The organism is Exiguobacterium sp. 17-1, assembly GCF_023096305.1.
In the GTDB taxonomy this organism is placed as follows: Bacteria; Bacillota; Bacilli; order Exiguobacteriales; family Exiguobacteriaceae; genus Exiguobacterium_A; species Exiguobacterium_A sibiricum_A.
Window position 1 is genome coordinate 181027 of record NZ_JALIGJ010000004.1, and the last position, 24571, is coordinate 205597.

Annotated in this window: 25 protein-coding genes; 16 read left to right on the top strand and 9 right to left on the bottom strand. The window is 44.3% G+C overall.

The genetic code is table 11. From position 1 onward, the window contains the following. Window positions 1-44 precede the first annotated feature (44 nt). Window positions 45-410, top strand: a complete 366-nt coding sequence (locus MUN34_RS11945; RefSeq protein WP_247857888.1) for a hypothetical protein — start codon at window positions 45-47, stop codon at window positions 408-410. Then, window positions 407-787: a hypothetical protein gene (locus MUN34_RS11950; RefSeq protein WP_247857889.1), complete on the top strand. Its 381-nt coding sequence runs from the start codon at window positions 407-409 to the stop codon at window positions 785-787. Before MUN34_RS11945 ends, MUN34_RS11950 begins: the two co-directional genes overlap by 4 nt. Window positions 788-824: 37 nt before the next feature. On the opposite strand, the gene MUN34_RS11955 is transcribed toward MUN34_RS11950, so the two are convergent. Beyond that, on the bottom strand, window positions 825-1214 hold the full coding sequence (locus MUN34_RS11955) for a RidA family protein (protein WP_014969327.1): 390 nt from the start codon (window positions 1212-1214) through the stop codon (window positions 825-827). A 110-nt stretch (window positions 1215-1324) separates the two neighbouring features. On the opposite strand from MUN34_RS11955, the gene MUN34_RS11960 reads away from it, so the two are divergent. The 3 genes from MUN34_RS11960 to MUN34_RS11970 all read left to right on the top strand — a co-directional run bounded on the left by MUN34_RS11960 (window position 1325) and on the right by MUN34_RS11970 (window position 7132). Then, window positions 1325-1648 (top strand): nucleoside triphosphate pyrophosphohydrolase, encoded by a 324-nt coding sequence (locus tag MUN34_RS11960; protein ID WP_247857890.1) that lies wholly within the window; start codon window positions 1325-1327, stop codon window positions 1646-1648. Further along, window positions 1645-3966, top strand: coding sequence for a DEAD/DEAH box helicase family protein (locus tag MUN34_RS11965; protein ID WP_247857891.1), 2322 nt, complete (start codon window positions 1645-1647; stop codon window positions 3964-3966). The genes MUN34_RS11960 and MUN34_RS11965 overlap by 4 nt, the downstream gene beginning before the upstream one ends. Before the next feature lie 73 nt (window positions 3967-4039). Continuing rightward, window positions 4040-7132, top strand: coding sequence for a DEAD/DEAH box helicase (locus MUN34_RS11970; protein WP_247857892.1), 3093 nt, complete (start codon window positions 4040-4042; stop codon window positions 7130-7132). A gap of 806 nt (window positions 7133-7938) precedes the next feature. Here the strand turns inward: MUN34_RS11970 and MUN34_RS11975 are convergent. The 4 genes from MUN34_RS11975 to MUN34_RS11990 all read right to left on the bottom strand — a co-directional run bounded on the left by MUN34_RS11975 (window position 7939) and on the right by MUN34_RS11990 (window position 9681). Next, window positions 7939-8409, bottom strand: coding sequence for a hypothetical protein (locus MUN34_RS11975; RefSeq protein WP_247857893.1), 471 nt, complete (start codon window positions 8407-8409; stop codon window positions 7939-7941). A gap of 12 nt (window positions 8410-8421) precedes the next feature. Then, a complete protein-coding gene (locus MUN34_RS11980; RefSeq protein WP_247857894.1) occupies window positions 8422-8676 on the bottom strand; it encodes an EndoU domain-containing protein in 255 nt (84 codons plus the stop codon). Continuing rightward, on the bottom strand, window positions 8639-9031 hold the full coding sequence (locus MUN34_RS11985; RefSeq protein ID WP_247857895.1) for a hypothetical protein: 393 nt from the start codon (window positions 9029-9031) through the stop codon (window positions 8639-8641). The genes MUN34_RS11980 and MUN34_RS11985 overlap by 38 nt, the downstream gene beginning before the upstream one ends. Before the next feature lie 218 nt (window positions 9032-9249). Beyond that, window positions 9250-9681 carry a VOC family protein gene (locus MUN34_RS11990; RefSeq protein ID WP_247857896.1) on the bottom strand — a complete coding sequence of 144 codons (432 nt, stop codon included), beginning with the start codon at window positions 9679-9681 and terminating at the stop codon, window positions 9250-9252. 212 nt (window positions 9682-9893) lie between these two features. On the opposite strand from MUN34_RS11990, the gene MUN34_RS11995 reads away from it, so the two are divergent. The 7 genes from MUN34_RS11995 to MUN34_RS12025 all read left to right on the top strand — a co-directional run bounded on the left by MUN34_RS11995 (window position 9894) and on the right by MUN34_RS12025 (window position 18762). After that, window positions 9894-10907: a LacI family DNA-binding transcriptional regulator gene (locus MUN34_RS11995; protein ID WP_247857897.1), complete on the top strand. Its 1014-nt coding sequence runs from the start codon at window positions 9894-9896 to the stop codon at window positions 10905-10907. Between the two features lie 201 nt (window positions 10908-11108). Next, on the top strand, window positions 11109-12416 hold the full coding sequence (locus MUN34_RS12000; protein ID WP_071499455.1) for an ABC transporter substrate-binding protein: 1308 nt from the start codon (window positions 11109-11111) through the stop codon (window positions 12414-12416). A gap of 60 nt (window positions 12417-12476) precedes the next feature. After that, window positions 12477-13373, top strand: a complete 897-nt coding sequence (locus tag MUN34_RS12005; RefSeq protein ID WP_247857898.1) for a carbohydrate ABC transporter permease — start codon at window positions 12477-12479, stop codon at window positions 13371-13373. A gap of 3 nt (window positions 13374-13376) precedes the next feature. After that, on the top strand, window positions 13377-14300 hold the full coding sequence (locus MUN34_RS12010) for a carbohydrate ABC transporter permease (protein WP_247857899.1): 924 nt from the start codon (window positions 13377-13379) through the stop codon (window positions 14298-14300). A 22-nt stretch (window positions 14301-14322) separates the two neighbouring features. Further along, complete coding sequence (locus MUN34_RS12015; RefSeq protein ID WP_247857900.1) at window positions 14323-15669, top strand: GH1 family beta-glucosidase; 1347 nt, start codon at window positions 14323-14325, stop codon at window positions 15667-15669. Window positions 15670-15737: 68 nt separating this feature from the next. After that, complete coding sequence (locus tag MUN34_RS12020) at window positions 15738-18131, top strand: carbohydrate binding domain-containing protein (RefSeq protein ID WP_247857901.1); 2394 nt, start codon at window positions 15738-15740, stop codon at window positions 18129-18131. A gap of 157 nt (window positions 18132-18288) precedes the next feature. After that, window positions 18289-18762, top strand: coding sequence for a hypothetical protein (locus MUN34_RS12025; protein WP_247857902.1), 474 nt, complete (start codon window positions 18289-18291; stop codon window positions 18760-18762). Between the two features lie 80 nt (window positions 18763-18842). Here MUN34_RS12025 and MUN34_RS12030 read toward each other — a convergent pair whose 3' ends face one another. Further along, window positions 18843-20114, bottom strand: coding sequence for a M20/M25/M40 family metallo-hydrolase (locus tag MUN34_RS12030; RefSeq protein ID WP_247857903.1), 1272 nt, complete (start codon window positions 20112-20114; stop codon window positions 18843-18845). 89 nt (window positions 20115-20203) lie between these two features. Between MUN34_RS12030 and MUN34_RS12035 the strand changes: the two genes are divergently transcribed. From MUN34_RS12035 to MUN34_RS12045, 3 genes are all read left to right on the top strand, one after another. Then, window positions 20204-21148, top strand: a complete 945-nt coding sequence (locus MUN34_RS12035; RefSeq protein WP_026829421.1) for a tetratricopeptide repeat protein — start codon at window positions 20204-20206, stop codon at window positions 21146-21148. Next, entirely contained in the window at window positions 21141-21323 is a 183-nt protein-coding gene (locus MUN34_RS12040) for a hypothetical protein (RefSeq protein ID WP_026829420.1), read from the top strand. The genes MUN34_RS12035 and MUN34_RS12040 overlap by 8 nt, the downstream gene beginning before the upstream one ends. 179 nt (window positions 21324-21502) lie before the next feature. Beyond that, the gene (locus MUN34_RS12045; protein ID WP_026829419.1) at window positions 21503-21802 is read left to right on the top strand and encodes an excalibur calcium-binding domain-containing protein; all 300 of its coding nucleotides are present in this window, start codon (window positions 21503-21505) and stop codon (window positions 21800-21802) included. Between the two features lie 43 nt (window positions 21803-21845). Here the strand turns inward: MUN34_RS12045 and MUN34_RS12050 are convergent, their stop codons facing one another. Next, complete coding sequence (locus MUN34_RS12050; RefSeq protein ID WP_026829418.1) at window positions 21846-22169, bottom strand: thioredoxin family protein; 324 nt, start codon at window positions 22167-22169, stop codon at window positions 21846-21848. 300 nt (window positions 22170-22469) lie between these two features. Here MUN34_RS12050 and MUN34_RS12055 point away from each other — a divergent pair, with 300 nt between their 5' ends. After that, window positions 22470-23339 (top strand): cation diffusion facilitator family transporter, encoded by an 870-nt coding sequence (locus MUN34_RS12055; RefSeq protein ID WP_214766345.1) that lies wholly within the window; start codon window positions 22470-22472, stop codon window positions 23337-23339. Between the two features lie 48 nt (window positions 23340-23387). Here the strand turns inward: MUN34_RS12055 and MUN34_RS12060 are convergent, their stop codons facing one another. Both MUN34_RS12060 and MUN34_RS12065 read right to left on the bottom strand, forming a co-directional pair. Then, window positions 23388-24050: a class I SAM-dependent methyltransferase gene (locus MUN34_RS12060; RefSeq protein WP_247857904.1), complete on the bottom strand. Its 663-nt coding sequence runs from the start codon at window positions 24048-24050 to the stop codon at window positions 23388-23390. Beyond that, window positions 24034-24375, bottom strand: a complete 342-nt coding sequence (locus MUN34_RS12065) for an ASCH domain-containing protein (RefSeq protein ID WP_247857905.1) — start codon at window positions 24373-24375, stop codon at window positions 24034-24036. Before MUN34_RS12065 ends, MUN34_RS12060 begins: the two co-directional genes overlap by 17 nt. Window positions 24376-24571: the final 196 nt, after the last annotated feature.

Genomic DNA, 24571 nt, shown 5'->3' on the forward strand with positions numbered 1-24571 from the left:
TATACTGGAAATAACAGGAGTGAACAAGGAAGGATAGATGAAAAATGAGCGACAATCCAATCCAACAATTCCGTTACCGGGAGTCCGGCATGGGAGAAGAACAACTATTTACATGGACGGCCGCGACCCGGGAATTGCGGCTGGAAGAGGGAACGGGAGAAGAAACGATCGTTCTCTTGTCCCGACAGCAACAGCAGGAGCTGACACGACGTTTAGAGAAGGCCGGGGTCATCGACTGGCAACCGGAATACACGACGGAATGGCTGATTCTCGACGGGACATATTGGGAAATCAGTTGGACCGAATCGGAGGGAAACAGAGCGTCTCAGGGCAGTAACGCCTATCCGGAACGCTGGGAACTGCTTCGGGATTGGCTGTACCGTCAGTTTGAAAAGGAGGAGTTTAGATGAAGAAGTGGTGGATCGGGTTAGCTGTCTTAGCCGGCTATTGTATTCCATTCGTCTACCTGGCGTTGCTCGAAGACTTCAAGACAGGGACATTACTCGGTTATCTACTGTTACTTGTCGGATTCACGGTTCTCGCTTCCATCGGTCAGCGATGGGGTCATCTGCTGTTTGTGATGGCCGGCAATGTTCTGTCTTACTTCATCTCTGTTTATTTTGCAGGTCAAACAGATGCCTATGGCTTTGACGGCTACTTCAAACCGTTGACGGCGGAACAACTGATTTTGCTCGTCAGTCTCTTGATGCTCATTCCACAGTTGATTGCGATAGTGGGGGCGATGTCACTGGAAGCGAAAAAGCGGATGAAGAAAATAAAAAAGTAATAAAAACACGCCACCAAAAGTGACGTGCTTTAAGAAATTAAACTAATCCTAAAATCTCAACCTCGACCAAAGCACCTTTCGGCAACTCTTTGACGGCGATACAAGATCGTGCCGGGAAGTGATTATGCGGAGCAAAGTAGTCCGAGTAGATGTCATTAAACGCAGCGAAATGATCCATGCTCGTTAAGTAACACGTCGTCTTGACGACACGGTCCGGTGTCAGACCGGCTTCTTTTAAGATGGCATCGACGTTTTTCATGACCTGTTCCGTCTGCTCCGTAATGCCACCGACGACCATTTCACCGGTCGCAGGATTGATCGGGATTTGACCTGAGGCATAAAACGTACCGTTAGCGATGAAACCTTGTGAATAAGGACCGATGGCAGCCGGGGCGTTAGTTGTTTCGATTTTCTGGAATGAACTCATGAAAACTCCTCCTCTAATCTAAAATAAATCGTATGTAGAACGTGCTATCTGCCTTGAACTATAGGATAATTTTTACAACACCATCACCATACTTACAAGGAGTGAATCCAATGCCTCTTTATCATAAATTAGTCCGGGATCAGATTCCAACTATCATTGCTCGGAACGGAAAAAAAGCAACGTTCCGGACACTTAACGAGGAAGAATTCCTTGTCGAAGCGAAACGGAAATTGCATGAAGAAGTAGCCGAATATGAAGAAGCAACGACGACCGAAGAAGCGGTCGAAGAACTGGCTGATTTATTGGAACTAATTCACGCGCTGGCTCGGACGCACGGGACAACACCGGAACAACTTGAAGCAATCCGGCTGACGAAACACGATAAGCGGGGCGGCTTTGATGACAAGCTGTATCTGATTGAGGTCGAAGATTGATTCCGGCAGCAAAACTGACGACACATGACCTGTATGCGTCGTTGGTCGATGCCATTGACCAAGCTGATGAAGTCTATATCGTCGCTGCCTTTGCGCAACGTTCGGGTGTCGAACTGTTGTTACCGTCGTTACGTCGTGCCGTCGAACGGGGCGCTGATGTTCACTTTTTGATCGGCGACTACTTACATATCACGGACCCTGAGGCGTTGGCCGAATTATTGAAACTAGACGGTCTGTCAATCCGGTTTTATCGCTCCGGCGGACGGGCGTTTCATCCGAAAGCTTATTTGTTCCGCAATGCGGAGACGGGTCTGTCGATTGTCGGCTCATCGAATATCTCCAAAAGTGCATTTCGAACCGGTGTCGAGTGGAATCTCCATTTGCCTCAAGCTGTCGCGCCGCATATTTTAGATGATGCGATTGAAGCATTCATGGACTTTTACTTAAGTGAAGCAGCTCAAGACCTGAATCCGATTGTCCTTGAAGCATACCGGCAGGAACATGACGCACGGCAATATGTCGCAGAACCGGAAGTTGACTATGCGGAGCAACAGCTCGTCATGTCCGAGGAGATTCTGCCGCACCGGGTGCAGGAGGAAGCCTTACGGGCACTTCGGGAAACGATGGAAGAAGGACGGACGCGTGCTTTGACCGTACTTGCAACCGGGCTTGGGAAAACGTATCTCAGTGCATTCTTTGCACGTGGTTTTAAACGAATTCTGTTCCTTGCACACCAGCGTGAATTACTGGAACAAGCGGAACGTTCGTTTCAAAAGGTCGAACCCAATTGGCAAACGGCTTTGTATATCGGATCAGACCGTACGAACGATGAACAGACGGACGTGCTGTTTGGCTCAGTCCAGACGTTATCCCAAAACCGGCATCTTGAACGGTTTGCAAAAGACTATTTTGATTTGATCATCATCGATGAGTTCCACCATGCAGCAGCTAAAAGTTATCAAAAGGTCCTGGCGCATTTCGAACCCCGGTTTTTGCTGGGACTGACAGCGACGCCGGACCGCATGGACGGGGCGGACGTCTATGCACTGTGCGACAATCACGTTGCGTTTCAAATGCACTTCACGTCAGCGATCAACGAAGGATTTCTGACACCGTTCCATTATTACGGGATTCATGACGTCATCGACTATTCGCAACTACGGCGGATGGGACGGAAATATGATGCGATGGAACTGGAACAGGCACAGATTGATCGGGCAGTCTCAGAAAATATCTATGCCGCTTGGTCGAAGCACAGGCAGACGAAGACGATTGGCTTTTGTTCGTCGATCCGCCAAGCTGAATATTTAGCGCAGACATTCCGGGAAATGGGACATCAGGCGATTGCCTTAACCGGACAGACCGTCAATCGACGGGAACGGATTCAAGAGTTTGAGCAGGGGGCGTTAGAGATCGTCTTTACGGTCGATTTGTTTAATGAAGGAGTCGACATCCCAAAAGTGGATACACTTCTATTCTGTCGGCCGACAGAATCGATTGCAATCTACACGCAGCAAATTGGACGAGGGTTACGTTTAGCGAGCGATAAATCACATTGTGTCATCATCGATCTGATCGGCAACTATAACAACGTTGAAACGAAGCTGATGTTACTTGGAACAGTAAAAGACAAGTTCAAGCGTGGGGATACGGAGCCAATTACGCCACCGAAAGGATGCATCATCGAGTTTGATACACAAGCATTGAATATCATTCATCGGATGCGTCAACCGAATCAGCGGAAACTCCGATTGATTGAGAGCTACGAACAATTGAAGCTCGATATCGGGCGTCGTCCAACCTACGTTGAGATTGGTCAACTGACAGCCGTGCCGACTGGTTATAAACAAGAGTGGGGCTCGTACGTTGGTTTCCTGAAGGAACAAGGTGAATTGACGGATGAAGAAGTAAAGACTTACGATGCTAACCGTGAACTGATTGAACAGGTCGAAAAGACGGTGATGAACCGGAGCTATAAGATGGTTGTGTTGCTGGCGATGCTCGAGCGGGGTGAAGAACATTGGATGGAGCCGATTACGGCTGAAGAAGTGGCGCCGTTCTTTTATGAATATTTGCATGCGGAGAAGTATCGAGAAATCAAAGATGCGCAAACAGTGGAACTAAAAGTACCGTTTGATACTATGAAAGTAGAGCGATTATTAAAGAATATGCCGTTTCCAAGGATGGGAAAGCCATTTATATTTGATAATGATACTTTATATATAAAAATAAAAAATAAAAGTTTACAATACTTATATAAAATGGTGACTGACACTATATTGTTTAGAATTAATCTATATTTTTTAATGAACGACTGACGACGAAAAAATAGATTTTATATCTTCTATTATCAAAGTTTTGAAATACAAGAATAGTATTAGGAGAGAATGTATGAACAAAAGAGAAAATATTTTAGATGCTTGGATTACTATAGAGCAACTATCCGAAGGTTCTATTAATAAGAGAGACAAATCATTAACCCCTTTATATACATATAAAAAAGTGGAAGATTGGAAAATGTTTTTTTTAGATTTTTTAACCAAACAAAAAGAAGAAAAAGAAGTATCAGATAAGTTATTCAAGAAGTCAGGCCTGGTATTATACTTTAATATTTTTAATTTTCAAGAAGTCGTGGATATATTGAGAGCAAAATACAAGATTACTAAAACGGAAGAAGAAATTAGTAATTCTAACAAATTCACATTTACTTTATGTTTTGATAATCAATTAAATTTTATAGCAGACAAATTATTCTATACGATGAGCGGATATATCCACCGATATGGTGATTTCCCACAAGATTTTTTAAAAGTCGAAAACTCCTTTAGAGAAAAATTGAACAGAGAATTTAGTGAAGATTTTAACTTTACAATTTCGCGGCTTTTACAAGAATACAATGCTTCTGAAGAAAACTTTCGCTATGCATTTATGAAAAACTTGGATAATGGAGATACAAACTTACATTCATTCTTTATCGAAGACTTGAACAAAGCAAAGAAAATGACTAATGAAAATTTAGATCGTTATTTTAACGGATTCTCAGGAGCTCGACAAAATCTAGATGGGAAAAAAGAGTCGACTAATTTTAACCCTCATATTTTCAAAGAAAATATTTTACAACCTAAATTTTATCCGTTAGGACGATTTCCGAGCAATCCCAAACATTCACTCTCGTTCATGCAACAGGTTGCTGTAAATTTAGCGTTGAATGATAGAAATGATATTCGAAGTGTTAATGGACCACCAGGTACAGGGAAGACGACATTGTTAAAAGATATCTTCGCTGATCTAGTAGTACAACAAGCAGTGGAAATAGCTCAACTTTCTGATAAAAATATTAAAGGAAGCTTAATTTATTGGCAAAAGGCTAAACTCGGTATTTTACCGTTATCTATTTCAGAAAAAAATATTATTGTTGCAAGTTCAAACAATGGAGCAGTCCAAAATATTGTGAAAGAATTACCGAAGAAATCAGAGATTGCTGACGAATTTCAAAATCTGCTAGCGGAAGTGCACTACTTTAAAGATATTTCTAATTCCAACCTAAAAGGCAAAGGTTTTGGAAAGAATCGTGAAATTGAAAGTGAGCTTTTGTTTGAAGAAAACTGGGGAACATTTTCATTGGAAGGTGGAGCATCAAGAAACATCAATACATTCCTCTTAACTGTTGAAGCAATCGAAAAAGAACTTGAAGAAAACTATCAAAAAAATGTAGATATTTTTCAAGAATTTTTATTTCTTTATAGTCAAGTAAAAATTAAAAGAAATGAAATTCAACAATGTAGTGAACAAATATCTTCTCTTCGAAAATTAAAGATTGAACATGCTAAGAAACTCAATACTTCTGAACAAGAAGAGATGAAGAAAAAAACAACTTTAGAATTAGATCAAAAAGAAGCAAAGCTTGAGCATGAGAAACTGATGCAAGAAAATATACAACTAAATAAAGATTTATCAAATCTTACCTTTGAAATTAATAATTTGACTGATGTAAAAGCTCAAGCTGAAAGGAATTATACTGTAGTCATTTCGCAGAAACCAAGTTTTTTGTGGTTTCAGAAAGTATTTAATAAACCAAAAGTTGAGAAATACTTTAAAGCTCTTAATCATGCAAATGATCATTTAAATCGCATATCTCAACAAAAAACTAAATTGTTAAGTGATGTTATGCTGCTTGAAAATAAATTAAAGAAAAATACTGAACTAGATGAGTATTCTCGTAAGCAAGTTCAAAACAAACAAGTTGACTTTGACCAATGGACAATTAAAGAGAAAAATCATTTGGAAAAATTAAAAAAAGAAATTGAAGTGTTGGAAAACATTATATCTAAAAATGGCGCCATGGGGTTGGATTTTTCATTATCATACGGTGAACTTCAAAAGTCTAATCCATGGTCGACAGAAGAGTTCCGCAAATTGCAATCAAAGTTATTCATTTTAGCATTACAAGTCAGAAAACAGTTTTTATATGAAAACAAGAAACATTTAAAAGCTGCAAGAATTATTTGGAGTAGCCAGTCTAAATATATTGGAAAAGAGAATGGATATCAGTTGATTTCAGAATCATGGCAATGGTTGAATTTCACTATTCCTATTATCAGTACTACTTTTGCTAGTTTTGGTAGGATGTTTAAAAATCTTAATGAAAATTCAATAGGTAATGTATTCATCGATGAGGCGGGGCAGGCACTACCGCAAGCTAGTGTTGGCGCCATTTTTAGAAGTAAAAAGGTTATGGTTGTTGGAGATCCATCACAAATAAAACCCGTAGTAACAATAGATTCAAATGTTCTGAACTTGATTGGTAGGCATTTCAATGTTGATGAAAAATTTGTATCTTCCGATGCATCTACTCAAACAATCGTGGATGATACAAGTCAATATGGCTTTCAAAAAAATGCTGATGAATGGATTGGTATACCACTTTGGGTTCATAGGCGTTCTAACTATCCAATGTTTACAATTGCGAATGAGATATCATATGGTGGTCTAATGGTGCAAGGTAAATTAGAAGACTCAGAAGGAAAATCGCAGTGGTATGTCTCGACAGGAAAAGCAAACGACAAATTTGTTAAGGAACAAGCCGAATTACTAAAAAATCTAATTGAAAAACGGATGCAAGAAAATCCTGATTTAGCCAATGAAATATACGTCATATCTCCATTTAGAAATGTGGCGCATAAACTTACGCAAACTTTAGATGAGATTGACTTCACGAAACGAGAAAATGGAAAAGCATCAAATGTTGGTACAGTGCATACTTTTCAAGGGAAAGAAGCGAAAATTGTCTACTTTGTTCTTGGAGCGGACTCAAATAGCAGTAGTGCAGCAAGGTGGGCTGTTTCTGATCCAAATATGATGAATGTAGCTGCTACACGAGCAAAAGAGGAATTTTATATCATTGGTGATAAGGATTTATATGAGTCACTTGGTAGTGAAGTGGCAAATAAAACAATTTCGATTATTGATAACTATAATGAATAAAAAATGTATTTAATTGTAAAATGTGCTCTGGAATACCGATTCTTTAACCAGGATATGATTCAATACCAACGAAGCTCTTTTTGGTCGAAGGACTTCTAGGTTTCGGAAACACGACAACAGTTGAAGCACCAACACACGTCTATTAAAAGCACGACAAAGCGACACGCATCTTCATATCGAGGTAGATATACATCCCACGGATTATGAAAGTATCGCTTACTTAACAATCAATGAATGGGCAGACTTTCAAGAAAAATACGCTTCGGCAGATATAATGCAGTTTGCTGAAACGTTTAATGACTACGTTCTGTTATTGTATCGCCAGTGATAATCAGAACAGGACGTTTCAGAAGTAATATTTGAGTTTCTACGAGCACGAAATATTTATGAACTTACCGTTTGAACTGCATCAGCCAATAATATTGAAGAAATGGAAACTGTTTGTAACGGAAGCTTTAGCGGCTGATACTATGTATGTCCTTGAATGGAGTTTCCGCAAGGTGCTTCAAGAACGTCCGACAGAATGGGCGAACGGGTTTATATCGTATCACACTGAACAAGCCTATGGTATGAATCGATCGTTATCAGAAATAGAAGGGACAATTGGTATTTTATAGGCACGGCAAGCACTAGAGCATCAGTTTTTAGAAATGCTTCCTTTCAGAGTAGAGAAGTTCGGAAATGAAGATTTTTCAGTAGAAGCAAGACAAGCGTGGTTGAAGCAGTTTATTCAATCGACTGTGCATTCGATTTCCTTAAGCAAAAGCTAATCAAAAGGCGATTCCCTATTACGGAATCGCCCTTTATCATTGCGGCAAGGTCACTATTTTTTGGAGTAAATCGTCCTCGTATTTTCGATCAGAAATGATTTCGATGAGCTGATGAAAAGATAAAGCTGCTTGTTTGAAAGTCTGAATGAAGTCTGCCGTTTGATATATAACCTCTTCTTGATCGATGGTTAATAATAGTTGGCTTGTGCTCACTTTTTTAAAGCTAACTTCTATTGGAGTGTTCGGATAATAAAATGTAGCAGAGCCATTCTCTAGAAAGTTTCTCAAAGCATCTGCATAGTATTGCCACAGTGGTCCAAGTTCGTCTGAATAATCGGCTCCTTGTATGATTCCATTTTTGGTGAAAGAAATTTTACCGTCTAGATTTAAAAAGCCATCGTCTAACCAATCCTCTTTTTGCTGAATATATGCTTGAATGCGCTCTCGTTCTGTAATATTTACATGTTTTTGTTCATTCTCCAAAAAGATAAAAGTTTGGATATCCATAAAGCACGCTCCTTATTTTAATAATGGATAAAGTTGGCGTATATGTCCTTTTTCAACTCCCATGACATATTTTACGCCATCGACTGTTCCTGTAAATTGCTTCGAACCTGTAGAAGAAACTTTTGAAAGACCACTTCTATTTTGTTTGGCTACATTTATGGCAATAGATTCTACATCTTTAATCGATAGTTTCGAATCAAAAAAAGTCTGCTTTTTCACATTTTTTTTACTATAAGTCCAATATCTTGGATGATGTCTTTCTAGCATATGCTTCATACTTCATATCTGTTTTAGTAATGACATATTTTTTCGAACCCGTCGAATAAGCAGTTCCTTTATAATTTTTTAGTGCATTAACGACCTTGCTTTTAGGAACTTTTTTATACGTTTTTGATCCTATTTTAGCTAATCGTGTAGCACTTTTTATGATTAATCTACCAACTAACACCGCCCAAGCATCAGCAGTATGATATCCAATGCTCAGTGAATTAGTTTGTGTTGTGTATTCTTTGTTCGGTTCTCGATCATATCCAGGATTTGTGGCATTGTTTTTGACTAAAATGGATGGTGACAAAGTTGAAATTAGTAAACTCATGACTAGGATGAACGCAATTTTTTTCAAAATAAGCCCTCCTTTGTAGTTGATATAACAGTAGCAAATTTTTACTACTATTCTTTAACAGATACAAAACAATTGAATTAAATGCTTAATTTTACAGTAATTGAATTGTATTATTTAACAATTAGACGTTGAACCATAACGTCACGTTAAAAGGTCACTTTGCATTGATTTAATTGCATTAAAAAGGCGACTTTTAGAATAAAAGTCGCCTGAGAATATTAAGTGGTAGGTACTTCACTCACCTCGTGATTCAGCTGCCATTGAACACCAAACGGATCTTCGACGATGCCGTAGGCTTCACTCCAAAACGTTTTTTGAATCGGCATGATGACGTTGCCGTCTTTCGCCAGCTTATCGAATGTCTCATGAATGAGTGGAACGTCTGACAGATGCAGAGCCAGCGTGACATTTTGTCCAATCGTCACGGGATCATGCGGCATCGCATCGGAAAACATGATGCGTGTCCCGTGAATAATTAATTGCGAATGCAAGACAAGCGACTGGATGCCTTTTTCGAACGGTTGACCGTCGGGACCATTGCCAGGACCAAACTCCATGATGTCGGGGATGTCTTGACCAAAGATGTTGGCATAGTAATGGATCGCCTCACGGGTATTGCCGTTGAACACAAGGTAGGGGGTAATCGGCATATAGATGCTCCTCTCCATTTTAAGCACGGTTGGCTGATACTTATAGTATACCAAACGTTTGTTCTTGTTTAAAGGGCTTTCTGATTAAAAATGAAAGCGATATCATTTATTTTTTAAATTCCAAATAAATTCGCAAATAATGGTTGCGTCTTTCCAGATTCCCACCTATACTAAATTTATCGAAAGCGCTTTCGGTGAAATGGAGTGGTTATATGGGTACAATTTATGATTTAGCGAAAATAACTGGTTTTTCGATCACGACGGTCTCAAAAGCCTTAAATAATTATTCCGACGTCAGTGAGAAGACAAAAGCGAAAATCGTTCAGGCGGCAGCCGATATGGGCTACTTACCGAACGCCCACGCCCAGTCGCTCTCGACGAAACGATCCTGGACGATCGGCGTCATGTTCTCGGAAGCACATGGAGTCGGGATGATGCATCCGTTCTTCAATGCGATCATCGAAAGCTTCCGGAAAGCAACAGAGCAACAAGGTTATGACTTGATCTTCGCCTCGCGGAATCTACGGAATCGGGACATGAGTTACCTCGAGCATTTCCAGCATCGGGCCGTCGACGGCATCGTCGTCATCTGTTCCGATCAAATGGACAAGCATGTCCAGGAACTGATTCAAAGTTCGATTCCAATCGTTGTCGTCGACATGGACAGTACCGATTGCAGTGTCGTCTTCTCGGATAACCTTACCGGCGGCGAATTGGCAGTTAATCACTTATACCAATTGGGTCATCGATTAATCGCCCATATCGCAGGGGATACGACGACTGACGCAGGATCTGCCAGGATTGAAGGGTATAAGCAAGCAATGGAACGTTTAGCACTACCGATTCCTGACGGGTATATCGTCAGCGGAGGATTCTTTTCGGTTGAAGAAGGAAAACAGGCCATGCAAGAGTTATTAGCACTACCGGAACAACCGACGGCTGTCTTCGTCGCAGGTGACCAAATGGCGATTGGTGCGATTGATGCGATTCATGAAGCCGGCTTACGGATTCCGGAAGATCTTTCGGTTGTTGGATATGATGACATCGAACTGGCTAAGTTTATTACACCTAAGCTGACGACGGTCCGGCAAGATACGGAAACAATCGGCCAACATGCAGCAGAACTGTTAATCGAACAAATCGTCAACAAACGACGTGTCATGACGACGGATATCATTCCAGTCGACTTGATCGTCCGTCAGTCGACAGGACCCGTAAAACCATAATCCTTTTCGGAATCGCTCTCGCAGGTTGTCTTCGAGAAAACGCGAGAGCGGTTTCGAAATACATGATATTTTTTTGTACGTTTCCGAAAGGGCTTTCGGAACTTTTTTCAGACCATTTACGAAAGCGCTTTCGATATTTTTGGATAATAAATGAGACCGCTTACTTAGGGGACTACCAACAGACGAGAAGGATGGGATGACATGAAGAAGAAGTTAGTCAGCGTATTAACAGTCGGCGCATTAACAGCAAGCGTTTTAGCAGGATGTTCAGGCGGCGAAGAGGAAAAAACGAGCGGCGGCAAGGAAGTTCTTAAAATCTGGTCGTTCACGGATGAGTTAAAAGAACCAATCAAAAAGTTCGAAGAGAAAAACGGCGTCAAAGTCGAATTGACGATCGTTCCAATCGCTGACTACCCGACGAAGTTAAAGCCGGCACTTGAGAGCGGCGTCGGAGCACCGGATATCTTCACCGGTGAAATCGCCTTCTTGAAACAATGGGTCGACGCGGGCTATTGGGCGAACCTGTCGGAAAAACCGTTTAACGCAGGTGACGTCAAAGATGACTATATCCCGTATGTCTATGACATGGGGAAAGACAAAGACGGTAACGTTCGTGCCCTTTCATGGCAAACGACACCAGGTGGCGTCTACTACAAACGCAGCATCGCGAAAAAAGTTCTCGGCACAGATGATCCAAAAGAAATCGGTGCGATGATGAACTCGATGGACGGCGTCTTCGAAGTCGCTGAGAAGATGAAAGGCAAAGGCTACAAAATGTTCCCGGATGAAGGATCGATCCGTTGGTTCGCACAAGGAAATGAGCCGCAAGCCTGGGTCAACGACAAACAGGAACTCGTCGTGACGGAAGACAAGAAAAACTACATGGATTATGCAAAAGAATTACGGACAAAACAATACACGGCACTTGCGCCGGAGTGGTCACCATCATGGTTCGCAGGAATGGATAAGCCGGTCAAAGTCAAAGAAAACGGCAAAGAAACTGAAACCGAAATCTTCTCGTATGTCCTTCCAACATGGGGCTTACATAGTGTCTTAAAAGAAAACGCGAAGAAATCAGCCGGTGACTGGGCGGTTACAAGCGGACCAAGCCCGTACTTCTGGGGCGGTACTTGGTTAGGTGTCTACAAAGATTCGAAGAAACAAAAGCTTGCGTATGATTTCGTTAAAATGATGACGCAAGACGAAGAATTCCTGACGGATTGGGCGAAAGAAACAGGCGACGTCCTCGCTTACAAACCGGTTACGGACAAAATCAAAACCGACTTCAAAGATGAGTTCCTCGGCGGACAGAACAACTACGAGTTCTTCCTCGATCAAGCAGACAAGATCACACCGGGAATCGTGACGAAGTACGACCAACAGCTTGACACATTGTACGGTGCGTCGGTCATGGAATATGTCCAAGGCAAAAAGTCGAAAGATGAAGCACTTGCTGAATTCTACAAAAAAGTTAAAAATGCGTATCCGGACGTAAAAGTACCGGAATAAGGAGTCTAGGTGGGGCGATCCTCGCTTCACCTTTTCTTATTTAAGAAAGGGGTTTGACCTGTGAAAAAACTTGATCGCCATGGTTATCTGTTCATCGCACCGTTTTGGATCGTCTTCTTGATCTTCAGCATCTATCCGGTTGCCTTGACGTTCTATTACAGTTTCACCAACTACACAGGCGCAGAAGGCGAACAACTCGTCGGACTCGCGAACTATACGCGTTTGCTCGGAGATACGTACTTCATTGAAGCGTTCTTCAATACCATCAAGATTTGGGGACTGAACTTCATCCTGCAAATCGGGGGAGCTTTGATGCTCGCTTTACTGTTCTCGGATTTACAGCTCAAGATGAAAGGGCTCGCGTTTTTCCGTGCGACATTCTACTTGCCGAACTTGATCACAATCAGCTCGGTTGCCTTATTGTTCGGCATCCTGCTCGACTGGCAGCACGGTTCACTCAACATGATGTTACTCAAAATCGGTTTGATCTCAGAGCCGATCAACTGGTTGACGCAACCGGTCACAGCACAGATTTCCGTCTCGCTCATCCTGACCTGGATGTGGCTCGGTCACTCGTTCATCGTCGTCATGGCCGGCGTATCGGGCATCTCGAAGGATTATTTCGAAGCGGCACTGATTGACGGTGCGACACGCTGGCAAATCTTCTCGCGGATCACGTTACCGCTTTTAAAACCAATTCTGCTCTATATCATGATCACGTCACTGATCGGCGGACTACAATTGTTCGACTTACCGATGTTGATCACGGATGGTGTCGGTGCGCCGGATGGTGCCCTGAACACGATGGTGCTTTATCTGTACAACCAAGCCTTTAAATACAACAACTATGGCTACGCCGCTGCTGTTGCATACGGATTGTTTGCCATTACACTCGTCTTTTCAATCATCGTCTTCAAAGGGATGTTCCGAAAAGAACGTTCACCGAAAGGAGCCTGACCGATGGAACGAAATGCAGAAGCACGTCGGATCGTGCCACAAACGGAAGATCAACCGGAGCGTTCAGAACGTCCACTGAAGTTGACACCACCACCGAAACAGAAAAAAGCCTGGTTCGGGAAAAGTCTGATCTACGTCGGACTGATTGCCTTGACGATCGCCTGTATCATTCCGTTTTTGATGATGATCATCAACGCGACCCGCTCAAACGAAGAAGTGTTATCCGGTTTCTCATTGATTCCAGGGAACTCGCTCGCTGAAAACTACGCCGCCTTAAGCTCTTACGTCAACATCTGGTCCGGCTTCAAGAACAGTCTGATCATCGCCGTCCTCGTCACCGTCTTATCGGGTTACTTCTCGGCGATGACCGCGTTCGGATTTGCCTTCTACCAGTTCAAAGGAAAAAACGTCCTGTTCGTCTTCATGCTTGTCATGATGATGATCCCGGGACAACTCGGCTTGATTGGGTTTTACGAACTCAGCAAGAACTTAGGTCTGCTCGACAGCTTCATCCCGTTGATCGTTCCGGCGATTGCCAGTCCGTTTACGGTGTTCTTTGTCCGTCAGTACTTACAGACGGTCATGCACCCGAGTTTGCTGGAAGCGGCACGGATGGATGGCGCCAGTGAATGGCGGATCTTCCACACGATTGCGTTACCGATGATGATGCCGGCAATTGCCACGATGTCGATCTTTACGTTCATCGGTTCATGGAACAACTACATCATGCCGCTCGTGTTGCTTTTCTCACCGGAAAAGTACACGTTACCGGTCTTGATGGGCTTCCTCAAAGGATCACAAGTCGCGGAAAACCTCGGTTCGCTCTATCTCGGAATCGCGATTTCCGTCGTACCGATCATGATCGCATTCCTGTTCCTCTCGAAATACATCGTCAGCAGCATCTCAGCTGGTGCCGTCAAAGAATAAACTGGTAAAGGGGCTTACATCTATGAAATTTACACCGAACTTCGTCTTCGGGACGGCGACGTCCTCGTACCAAATCGAAGGCGCACACGACGAGGGTGGTCGTACGCCGTCAATCTGGGATACGTTCTGCGATACGGACGGAAAAGTTTTTGAAAAACATAACGGGGATGTCGCCTGCGATCATTACCACCGTTTTGAAGAAGATATTCAACACATCAAACAGTTAGGCGTCGACACGTACCGCTTCTCGATTGCCTGGCCACGGATCTTCCCGAGTAAAGGGCAGTTCAATCCGGAAGGGATGGCCTTCTACAAGACACTGGCAACACGTTTGCAGGAAGAAGGCATCAAGCCGGCTGTCACCCTCTACCACTGGGATCTCCCGATGTGGGCGCACGAAGAAGGCGGCTGGGTCAACCGTGAGTCGGTCGACTGGTTCCTCGACTTCGCCCGTGTCTGCTTCGAAGAACTCGACGATATCGTCGACTCGTGGATTACGCACAACGAACCATGGTGTGCCGGCTTCTTGAGCTACCACCTCGGTCAGCATGCACCGGGTCACACGGACATGAATGAAGCCGTCCGGGCCGTTCACCATATGCTGTTGTCACACGGAAAAGCGGTCGAGATGCTGAAAGGGGAGTTCAATTCAGCGACGCCGATCGGCATCACATTGAATTTGGCACCGAAGTACGCGAAAACGGATTCCGTCAACGATCAGATCGCGATGAACAATGCCGACGGCTATGCGAATCGTTGGTTCCTTGATCCGATCTTCAAAGGACAGTATCCGGTCGACATGATGAATCTGTTCTCGAAATACGTCCATACGTACGACTTCATCCACGCGGGAGACCTCGCGACGATTTCGACACCATGTGATTTCTTCGGGATCAACTTCTACAGCCGGAACCTGGTTGAGTTCAGTGCCGCGAGTGACTTCTTACACAAAGACGCGTACTCGGATTACGACAAAACCGGCATGGGCTGGGATATCGCTCCAAGTGAATTCAAGGACTTGATCCGCCGCTTGCGGGCCGAGTATACGGACCTGCCGATCTTCATCACAGAAAACGGGGCTGCGTTTGACGACCAGCTCGTTGACGGCAAGATTCACGATCAAAACCGGATCGATTACGTCGCGCAGCATCTGCAAGCCGTGTCTGATCTGAATGAGGAAGGCATGAACATCGCCGGTTATTACCTCTGGTCGTTACTCGACAACTTCGAGTGGAGCTTCGGCTACGACAAACGATTCGGCATCATCTATGTCGATTTCGATACACAGGAACGAATCTGGAAAGACAGCGCGCATTGGTATGCGAATGTCATCCATACGCATAAGGCAGCACTTCCGCAAGAAGCGTAACGTCGTCGAACAGGCAAGGTCGAATTGATCGTCTTGCCTGTTTTTTCATTAACAAGGAGGAATTACAGATGAAGAAGTGGCTCGCAATTGCCCTCGGAACGGGACTTGTCCTGTCCTATGCCGGGACCGGTCATGCTGAGAAGACGGACAAAAAAGACAAGACGAAATGGAAGATGGTCTGGTCCGATGAATTCACGAAACAACAGCTTGACCGGACGAAGTGGACCTATGATATCGGAAACTGGGTTGTGGATCAAAATGGGAGCGCTATCACTCCGGGTTGGGGCAATAATGAAAAACAATACTATACGACGAAAAAAGATAATTCCTTTATCCGGGACGGCAAACTCGTCATCCGGGCAAAAGAAGAAAAAACAACGGATGCCCTCGGAACGTACGACTATACATCAGCAAAACTGAAAACCAAAGGCTTATTCAGCAAGACATACGGACGTTATGAAATCAAAGCGAAACTGCCGACCGGCAAAGGATTATGGCCGGCATTTTGGATGTTGCCGGAACAGGACAAGTACGGTGCCTGGGCATCGTCCGGTGAAATCGACGTCATGGAAGCATGGGGTAGTCAGCCGGACAAAGTTGCCGGAACGATTCACTACGGCGAGAACTGGCCGAACAATAAATACACCGGTAAGGACTACAACTTCCCGGACGGCGAACGGATTGACCAATGGCATACGTATGCCGTCGAGTGGGAGCCGGGCGAACTCCGCTGGTATGTCGACGGCAACCTCTATCAAACGCAAAACGACTGGTACAGCAAAGGTAAAAGCACAGCAACCAACTACAGTTATCCGGCACCGTTCGACCAAAACTTTTATCTCGTGATGAACCTCGCGGTCGGCGGCTGGTTTGACGGCGAAGTCGATGCGACAACGAAGTTCCCGGGCGAGATGGAAGTTGATTATGTCCGCGTCTATGATCTGAAGAACCGTGACTACCGCGAACCGGTCGAGCCGGTTTATGAAGACGCGACGTTACCGGATGGGGCAAAACAACCTTTAGTAGACGGCAACCTCGTCTATGACCAAGCGTACGAAAAAGCAATTAAGACGATCACAGACGGCGCGCAAGTCCTTGATCCGACGTACTGGAACTACGTGACGTTACCGGACTTTGGCGGCAAAGGATCGGTTAACGTGACGGAGCAGGACGGAACCCGCTTTGCGAGTGTCACGATCGACCAACCGGGTGCTCAAAACTATGCCCACCAGTTGATTCAAAAGATTTCGCTCGCCCAAGGCGGACGGTATGAAGTCAGCTTTGACGCCAGCAGTGAACAAGCACGGGCAATCGTCGCGAAAGTCGGTGGCGGGGCAGAACGCGGCTACACGAAGTACTCGAATGAAGAAGTCATCGATTTGACACCAACCGTCAAACGCCATACGTTCACATTCGATATGGCAGCAGAAACGGATCTTGCGGCACGACTTGAGTTCAACCTCGGTCTGGCTAAAGCAGGGGTCAAAATTGGTAACGTCCGCGTCGAACAAGTGCCACGCGGTGAAATTGATGAAACCGCAACAAAACCGGCATTACCGGACGGCAATCAGATTTACAACGGCACGTTTGACCAGGGCGCAATGGACCGCCTGACATACTGGCAGTTTGATGCCGGTCAGACAAAAGGAACCGGATCGGTCGACCCGGTGACACGTGACTTTATATTCAAAACCAAGGCACAGATGAAAAAGGGACAACCGGCGACGCTGACGCAACGTGGTGTCCAACTGCAGGAAAACCATCAGTATATCTTACGTTTTAAAACGAAAGCCGAACGGATCAAACAACTGCAAGTCAAGTTGACGAATGCGGACGGAACGGTTTCTTATCTGCCGACGCGTGACGTGCCGTTGACGAAATCCGCAACGACAGTCGAAGTACCATTTACGATGACGAAAGCGACAGATTTAAATAGTTTACTCCAGTTCAACTTCGGAACGGCGAAAGGTGAAGTGACACTCGATGACGTCGAATTGATGGATGTCACACCGATCGAAGTCGATCGGTCACCGCTCAAAAATGGTTCGTTCACGGACGGACTGAACTTCTGGAGTTCATACGTCCATTATGACGCGCAAGCGGTCGTTTCAACGGTCAATGACGCCGCGAAACTCGCCATCGCATCAGAAGGACAGGAACCATGGAGCGTTCTGTTGGAGCAAGGTAACTTGCAGCTCGTCAAAGGGCAGACGTATCAGTTGACGTTTAAGGCATCGTCGACGGTCGCACGACCACTCGAAGTCACTGTCGAAAATGCAGCGTACACACGTTACTTCAGTCAAATCGTTGAACTCGGAACGGAAGCGAAAACGTATCAGTTTGACTTTACGCTCGGTCAAGACGATACAGTCGGACTGAAATTCCTGCTTGGGAAAGCAGCCGGTTCTCCGTTTGCGGCCCATGACGTAACGATTGATGATGTAAAACTGGAAGTGAAATAACACGAATTAAATTGCTTTATACAAAACGTCCAGAATAACTTCCTCGCTTGTTGAAGGGGAAGAGAATTCTGGACGTTTTTGTTTTTATGTAAAAAAGGAATTTAAATCCAATTTGGAGAAAGGATATACCATGTAATTTTAGAGGAGGAACACCATCATGGTTCGTTCGACGAAACAGTATATCGCTTTATTTGTCGTACTTTTGTCTGCAGCGATCGGCATCAATGCCTGGCCGGCGAGTCTTTATCCGGACGGTTCGATTGGTCTGCTGCAAATCGCAGCATCCATCGTTTGGCTGATCTTTTTAATCGGTTCTGTGATACTGGTCCGCGAAGAAAAGACAATCTTGTTTGTCTTCAATTACCTGCGTCTCGGGTTATTAGCCGGCATTATTGTCTATTTAGTCACGTTTTTTGAGCGCTACTGGTTAGGGGAACTTTGGTTTGATATCGTATCAGCTATTCAATATCCGTTTTATTATCTGTTTGCGGTCCCGCTGTTTGGGTTCAATGCCTGGTTTGACGTCTTATATGGACAGTTTGCACTGTTTGCTGGGTTTGCTTACATCTTGCTGGCGATTGGCGTAAGCGTCCGATACAAAAGACTAGAGGCGAAGCGATTGAGGTACTGACAAGCGGATTTGCCTAATCCATCGTTTTCTTCGGACAGCGCGCCTTGGCGCGCTTTTCGTGTCGAAGAGGTGTATGAAATTTAAGAACGAATCGGAATGAGCTGATGGTGGAAAACCGATTCAATCAAAGCAACAGTCTCGAACGTCGCGGCGTAGTCGACCGTTTCGTGCTCCGTATGTTCGTGTCTATAGCCGACCGACAGATTGACGGAAGGAATTCCGAAGCCGGCAAATACGTTCGTGTCGCTTGATCCACCATTTGTCGTCGTCTGCCAGTCCGGCATCCCGACGAGACGACCGGCTTCCTCGAATAGCTGACCAAACTCTTGTGTGCAGAACGGTATTTGATTTCGGCAGGCCGTGACAATCTCCCGTGTTCCGCGGCGGTCGACGACGATGGCGGCATCCACATCCTTGAGAAAAGCGGGATCGATGCCCACGGCACCCCGACAACCGATCTCTTCTTGTACTGTGAAGGCGAGTTTCAGCGTACCGGAGAAGTTCGTGTTCCGGACGCGGTCAAGTACTTCCAGAATGGTCGTGATCCCGGCACGATCATCAGCTCCAAGGATGCCGCTGGAACTTCGGAGGGTCGTCCCGTCCTCTAGAATGACCCGACCTTCCTCGATCAGTTCGACCGTATCCATATGAGCGGACAACAGCACGGTCGGACCGACGCCACACTGGATGGTTGCCAATACATTTCCCCGTTTATCGGTATACAAAAAGTCGGTCTTTGATTTCAATTCATTACGAAGACACATCGCGACCAATCGCTCCCGTTTGCTGACGCCCGGGATATCGAGCCATGTCAACAAACGGTGCTTAAATTGTTCGAGTCGTAAGGTTTCGAGATAAGTCCGGTCTTCGGTCAACCGGTAAAGACGTTCAGCCAACAACAATAAAGAAGGAAATCCGCTTTTCCGGTAGTCAAGATGTAACGTCAGTTGCGTTAATCCCATCGTCATCTGATAGGGCAGGGCAAGCTGAAGAAGTTGCCACTGCTCAAGCGACGGGGCTTGTTTCAACACAACTGATGCCCGCCCCCGACCATGGCCGTCACAACAAGACAACGTCGCGATGTCGAGAGCGTTCAGCCAACGGACGATTCCCCGGATATACGGATCAAAGGATTGATAAGGTAAGTCATTCGTCGAGGGATCAAGTATCGCTTCACGACCGGGTAAGTCTTTGAAAGGGACCTGCTGAATCCACTCCATCAGCCGGCGGTCGTTCCAGTCTACTACCGGATATTGTAAAATGGAGTCAGTCAAACAAGCGACGTGTGTTTTATTGAATTGATCGTCCCGGCTCAGACCATGTCGTGCTAACAGAATCGTTGCGTTTGTCATATAAAAACAGCTCCTTGTTGGATAAGTTGTTTTCAGTGTAGCAAGGGAGCTGTGACAGGCTGTCACACGTCAAAAATAGGAGGAAAAGCATGGAACAATCCGAACATCTCAAAGAAAAACGGCCTGGACACAGATTTCCGAGAAGGACAGTTGAAGAGATGGAATTCCAACGTAAGATGAGACTTAACCATTTTATTCGGCAAGCCGAGTTTTTTAAGCTGTCGGAAAAACCGGATTTTGTTCAAGCAAAGAAGTGGTTGTTACAGGCACTACGTATAGAAAAGAATCATCCAATCGCCAATTATCGACTGGGATATCTTCTTTATCGTGAGCACCAGTACGAACTGGCAGTTTATCATTTTAAGACGGCGCTTGACGGAACGGAGACCGATGTCTTGAGTGAGACACAGTTAATTTTAGCGAATACCTTTCTCGTTAATTGCGGAATGGCGATTACACGGGAGGCCTTGCGTGAGTTAGAGGACTTGGAACTTCGGATCGAAGGAGAGATAGACCAGGAACGCATTGAACGCTACCGGGCTGAAATGCTTGTCCAGGAAGAAAATATGTTAGACCGTTTGTATTATCGGAAAATCACGGCAGGCCATGAAACGATTATCAATGAAGAACAGTTTTACGACATCCGTCCGGATAAAGGAGAGCTGTTACTCCGAAGTTCGGATGATGGGAAAACATTGCAGGTGTTCGGAAAACCAGCTGAATCATTAAACCTACATATGTTCTTGACCCTCGTGTTACTGAATCAAAAATCATTTCAACCGTATCCGGTTTTACAGGATGCCTTGTCTGAATTAGGGGGACAAAGGATTTCTTACAACTATATGCGTCAGATAATCCGGAGAATTCGTGATCAGTTTGTTACGTTGAATTTGATTGAATCGACATCTATTTCTTCTCTTGATTCTTCACGTCCTGTCCAAGGATTTCGGATTCACCCGAACTGGTCGGTGACAATTCTTTGCCGGGCAGATGATTTCATTCATCCGATTCAAAAGGAGAGAAGCGATGTTTAGTCCAGTCAGTGAACGTGAGGAAAAAAGCGGAGAACGAAAAGCAAAGTCCCGGAAGACGATTCGATTACGCGACTCGGGTGCTTTTGCATTAGGGTTGTGGTTGACGCTTTTGGTCCTCTTGGTATCCCCGTTAATCTTGATGTTTGTCGTCATGTATTTGGCAGGAACACGATAATTCAATCTTATATTCAAGAGAGGTCTGTCGCGAAGCGATGGATCTTTTTTTTGAGTTCATAAAAACTTTCTGACAAATCATCCCTGTAAAAATCAAAAAGTCAAAACACATTCTAAAAAAATCCTCTATAATCAAATTATCACTAAAATTTGGAATTTTAAAATTGAGGAGGAATTGACATGAACAAGGCAGTAAAAATCATCATGACCGGTGTACTGAGTCTCTCGTTGATCAGTGTGACATCAGCAGAAAGCCACGCCGCGACTAAAGCGAAGGCCTTCAAAAACTGTACAGAGATGCATGATAAATACAAAGGTGGCGTCGCGAAGAAAAAGGGGCTTAAAAACCGGACCGGTTACGATAAAAACGGAAAAGCCATTTATAAAAAGACACAGTATGCTGCACACGTCAGCTTAGCGACGTATAACCTCAATACAAAAAGTGACCGTGACAAAGACGGCATCGCCTGCGAACGTTAAAAAAAAGACCCACTTCCAATTTGGAAAGTGGGTCTTCGCGCGTTTAGTTGAAGTTTTTCTTGAGGAAGTCCGTTACTTCTTCCGGTGTTTTTGCGTTGGCACTGTGCAAGTGACCGAGTTTCTCGTTGTTTTGGAAGACGAGTAAGCTTGGAATGCCCATGACGACGTTGTCTGATGCGATTTCCGGGAATTCATCTTTGTCGATCGTATAGATCGGCAGTTCGCTGAATTGTGATTCGACATCCGGCATGAAATAGTCCATCCGTTTGCAGTCTGGGCACCAGTCGGCTTCGAACTTGATGATGACCGGTGTGTCGCTTGCGATTAATTCTTTGAATGTATCTTCACTCTTAATGTAGTTACTCATGTGTTAGTCCCCCTGTTGTTGGTGTATATCTTTAGTCTACTGATTCCAGGCGCAAGATGCACGGATTATGATTGAAGGGTAGCCATGTTCTGCAAAAGTGTTGTAGAAGAAAATAGCAAAAGTATGCGCAAATTGCACAAGAAGCATCAATCCACAATAAAATATGATTTGCCTTGAGGAAACACTATTGGTCTTTTGTTAATTAACTAGTTTTAAGCAAAATGATTTCTATAGACCCACTTGATTTCGACCTGTTACGATGAGGTTTGCTAATCGACAGAGCGAGTGGGGGCGACAAAAATGGATCAACAAAAATATGATAATTTAAAGCTTGGTGAGCGTGGTGCCATGATCAGCATCATTGCCTATATTGTCTTATCGGTCATCAAATTGATTGTCGGCTACACGGCGGATTCAGCGGCGTTACGGGCAGACGGTTTAAACAATACGACGGATATCATCGCCTCAATTGCGGTTTTGATCGGATTACGAATCTCAAGACGTCCGGCAGATGATAATCATAAATACGGACACTGGAAAAGTGAGACGATTGCCTCGATGGTCGCTTCCTTCATTATGATGGCAGTTGGACTACAGGTCTTGATCGATACGGTTTCGACGTTGTTCGAAGGAAAGCAGGAGTCGCCGGATATCGTCGCGGCTTACGTCGGGATTGGTTCCGCCATCGTGATGTATTTCGTTTATCGTTACAACCGGAACCTATCACGGAAAATTGACAGCAAGGCCGTCATGGCGGCTGCGAAAGACAACTTATCCGATGCCTGGGTCAGTATCGGGACGACGATCGGGATTATTGGGTCCCAGTTCGGGATGCCGTGGCTTGATATCGCAACAGCGATCATCGTCGGATTCTTGATCTGTAAAACGGCTTGGGATATTTTCTCGGAAGCGTCCCATGAATTGTCGGATGGATTTGATGAACAGAAGCTGAAGATGTATGAAGATGTGATTTTTGATTTAGAGGGTGTCAAAGGAATCAAGTCGATCAAGGGACGGAATTATGGGAATAATGAAGTCGTGGATGTCGTGATTCTCGTCAACTCGCAATTAAACGTCAACCAAGCACATGATATTGCGACGAAAGTCGAAGATACGCTGACGGATGAATATGGTGTCTACGATATTCATGTCCATGTTGAGCCGGAGTGAAGCAGATAAAAGGAACGATCGTCATCTGACGACCGTTCCTTTTTTTATTTAATGGAAAGGTTTATAGCCCATCACTGCAACGTTACGGAATTGCCTTGAAACAGGACCTTCAATGAATGAGATATCGGAAAATCCGTGTTTTCTTGCTGCAGGAAGGAGTTCGTCTTGGACTAGATCTCTCACGCCGGTCCAAATGACATCATTCTTACCATCACAAAAGGTGATAACAAAATGACCGCCTGGCTTTAATGCATGATAGAGAGCTGTTAAGGTACCGGAGATGTTTTCCCAAAAATAGAGTGTATGTATCGTAAATACCTTATCGAACTGTTCATTTTGAAACGCCAATTGATTTAAATCTCCATACAGTACCTTGACCCGATTGGATTGGATCGCCACGTTGTTTCTTTTTTGTACCGAACGCAGCATGGCAGAAGAAGAATCGATACCGGTAATCTGTTTTGCGTCTGTTTGATGGACAAGTCGTTTGATGGCATAACCTGCGCCGCAACCTAATTCCAAGATGCTGTCCTCTTTTTGAACTGCCAACAAATTAATTGTCCATTCCGTTTCAGGTTGGTGTTGCCTGACCATTTTTTCCCCGATGTATGTGCCAAACCGTCCTGTAGGATGTGCATATTGCTGATCAATGAAACGTTTAATGGTTGCAATGATGGTGATCCGCTCCTTCCGCTTAGAAATTCCGTTCAATCGTTAAAGCCAGTGCCCCGAATTGTTTTTCGGATTCGCTTGAGTAAATGGCATAGGTTGCGTTTAATAACTCATCCATGGACCAACCGACACAATCGATTTGTTCGAGTGGAATCTGTTCGTACAGTTCTCGAAAATTTTTGAATGATTGGCGTGCAGTGACTTGGACAATCACTTGTTCATTCGTTGACAGGTTCGTGAATTCGATTTGATCCGCCACTTGAATCGCTTGGCGCTTTTGGTCGTTCAAGCGAATTTCGACCACTTTTCTTCCGGAAACGATGGATTGAAAAGGTTCCTGATATAACCCCATTTGATGTAACAAAGTAAGTTCTCCTTTTTAATGAATCCTTTAATTGTACGTTTCTTTCATTATACGTGAGATGAATCATATCCTCGTTGCAAATATGTGCATTTTCACATTGTTTCTGCGTTGACATTTGAGATAAATGAGCGTAATTTAGTTTACATAGATAATCGTTCGATATGGAACGATTCGAAATGGAACACGGAGGTGGAAG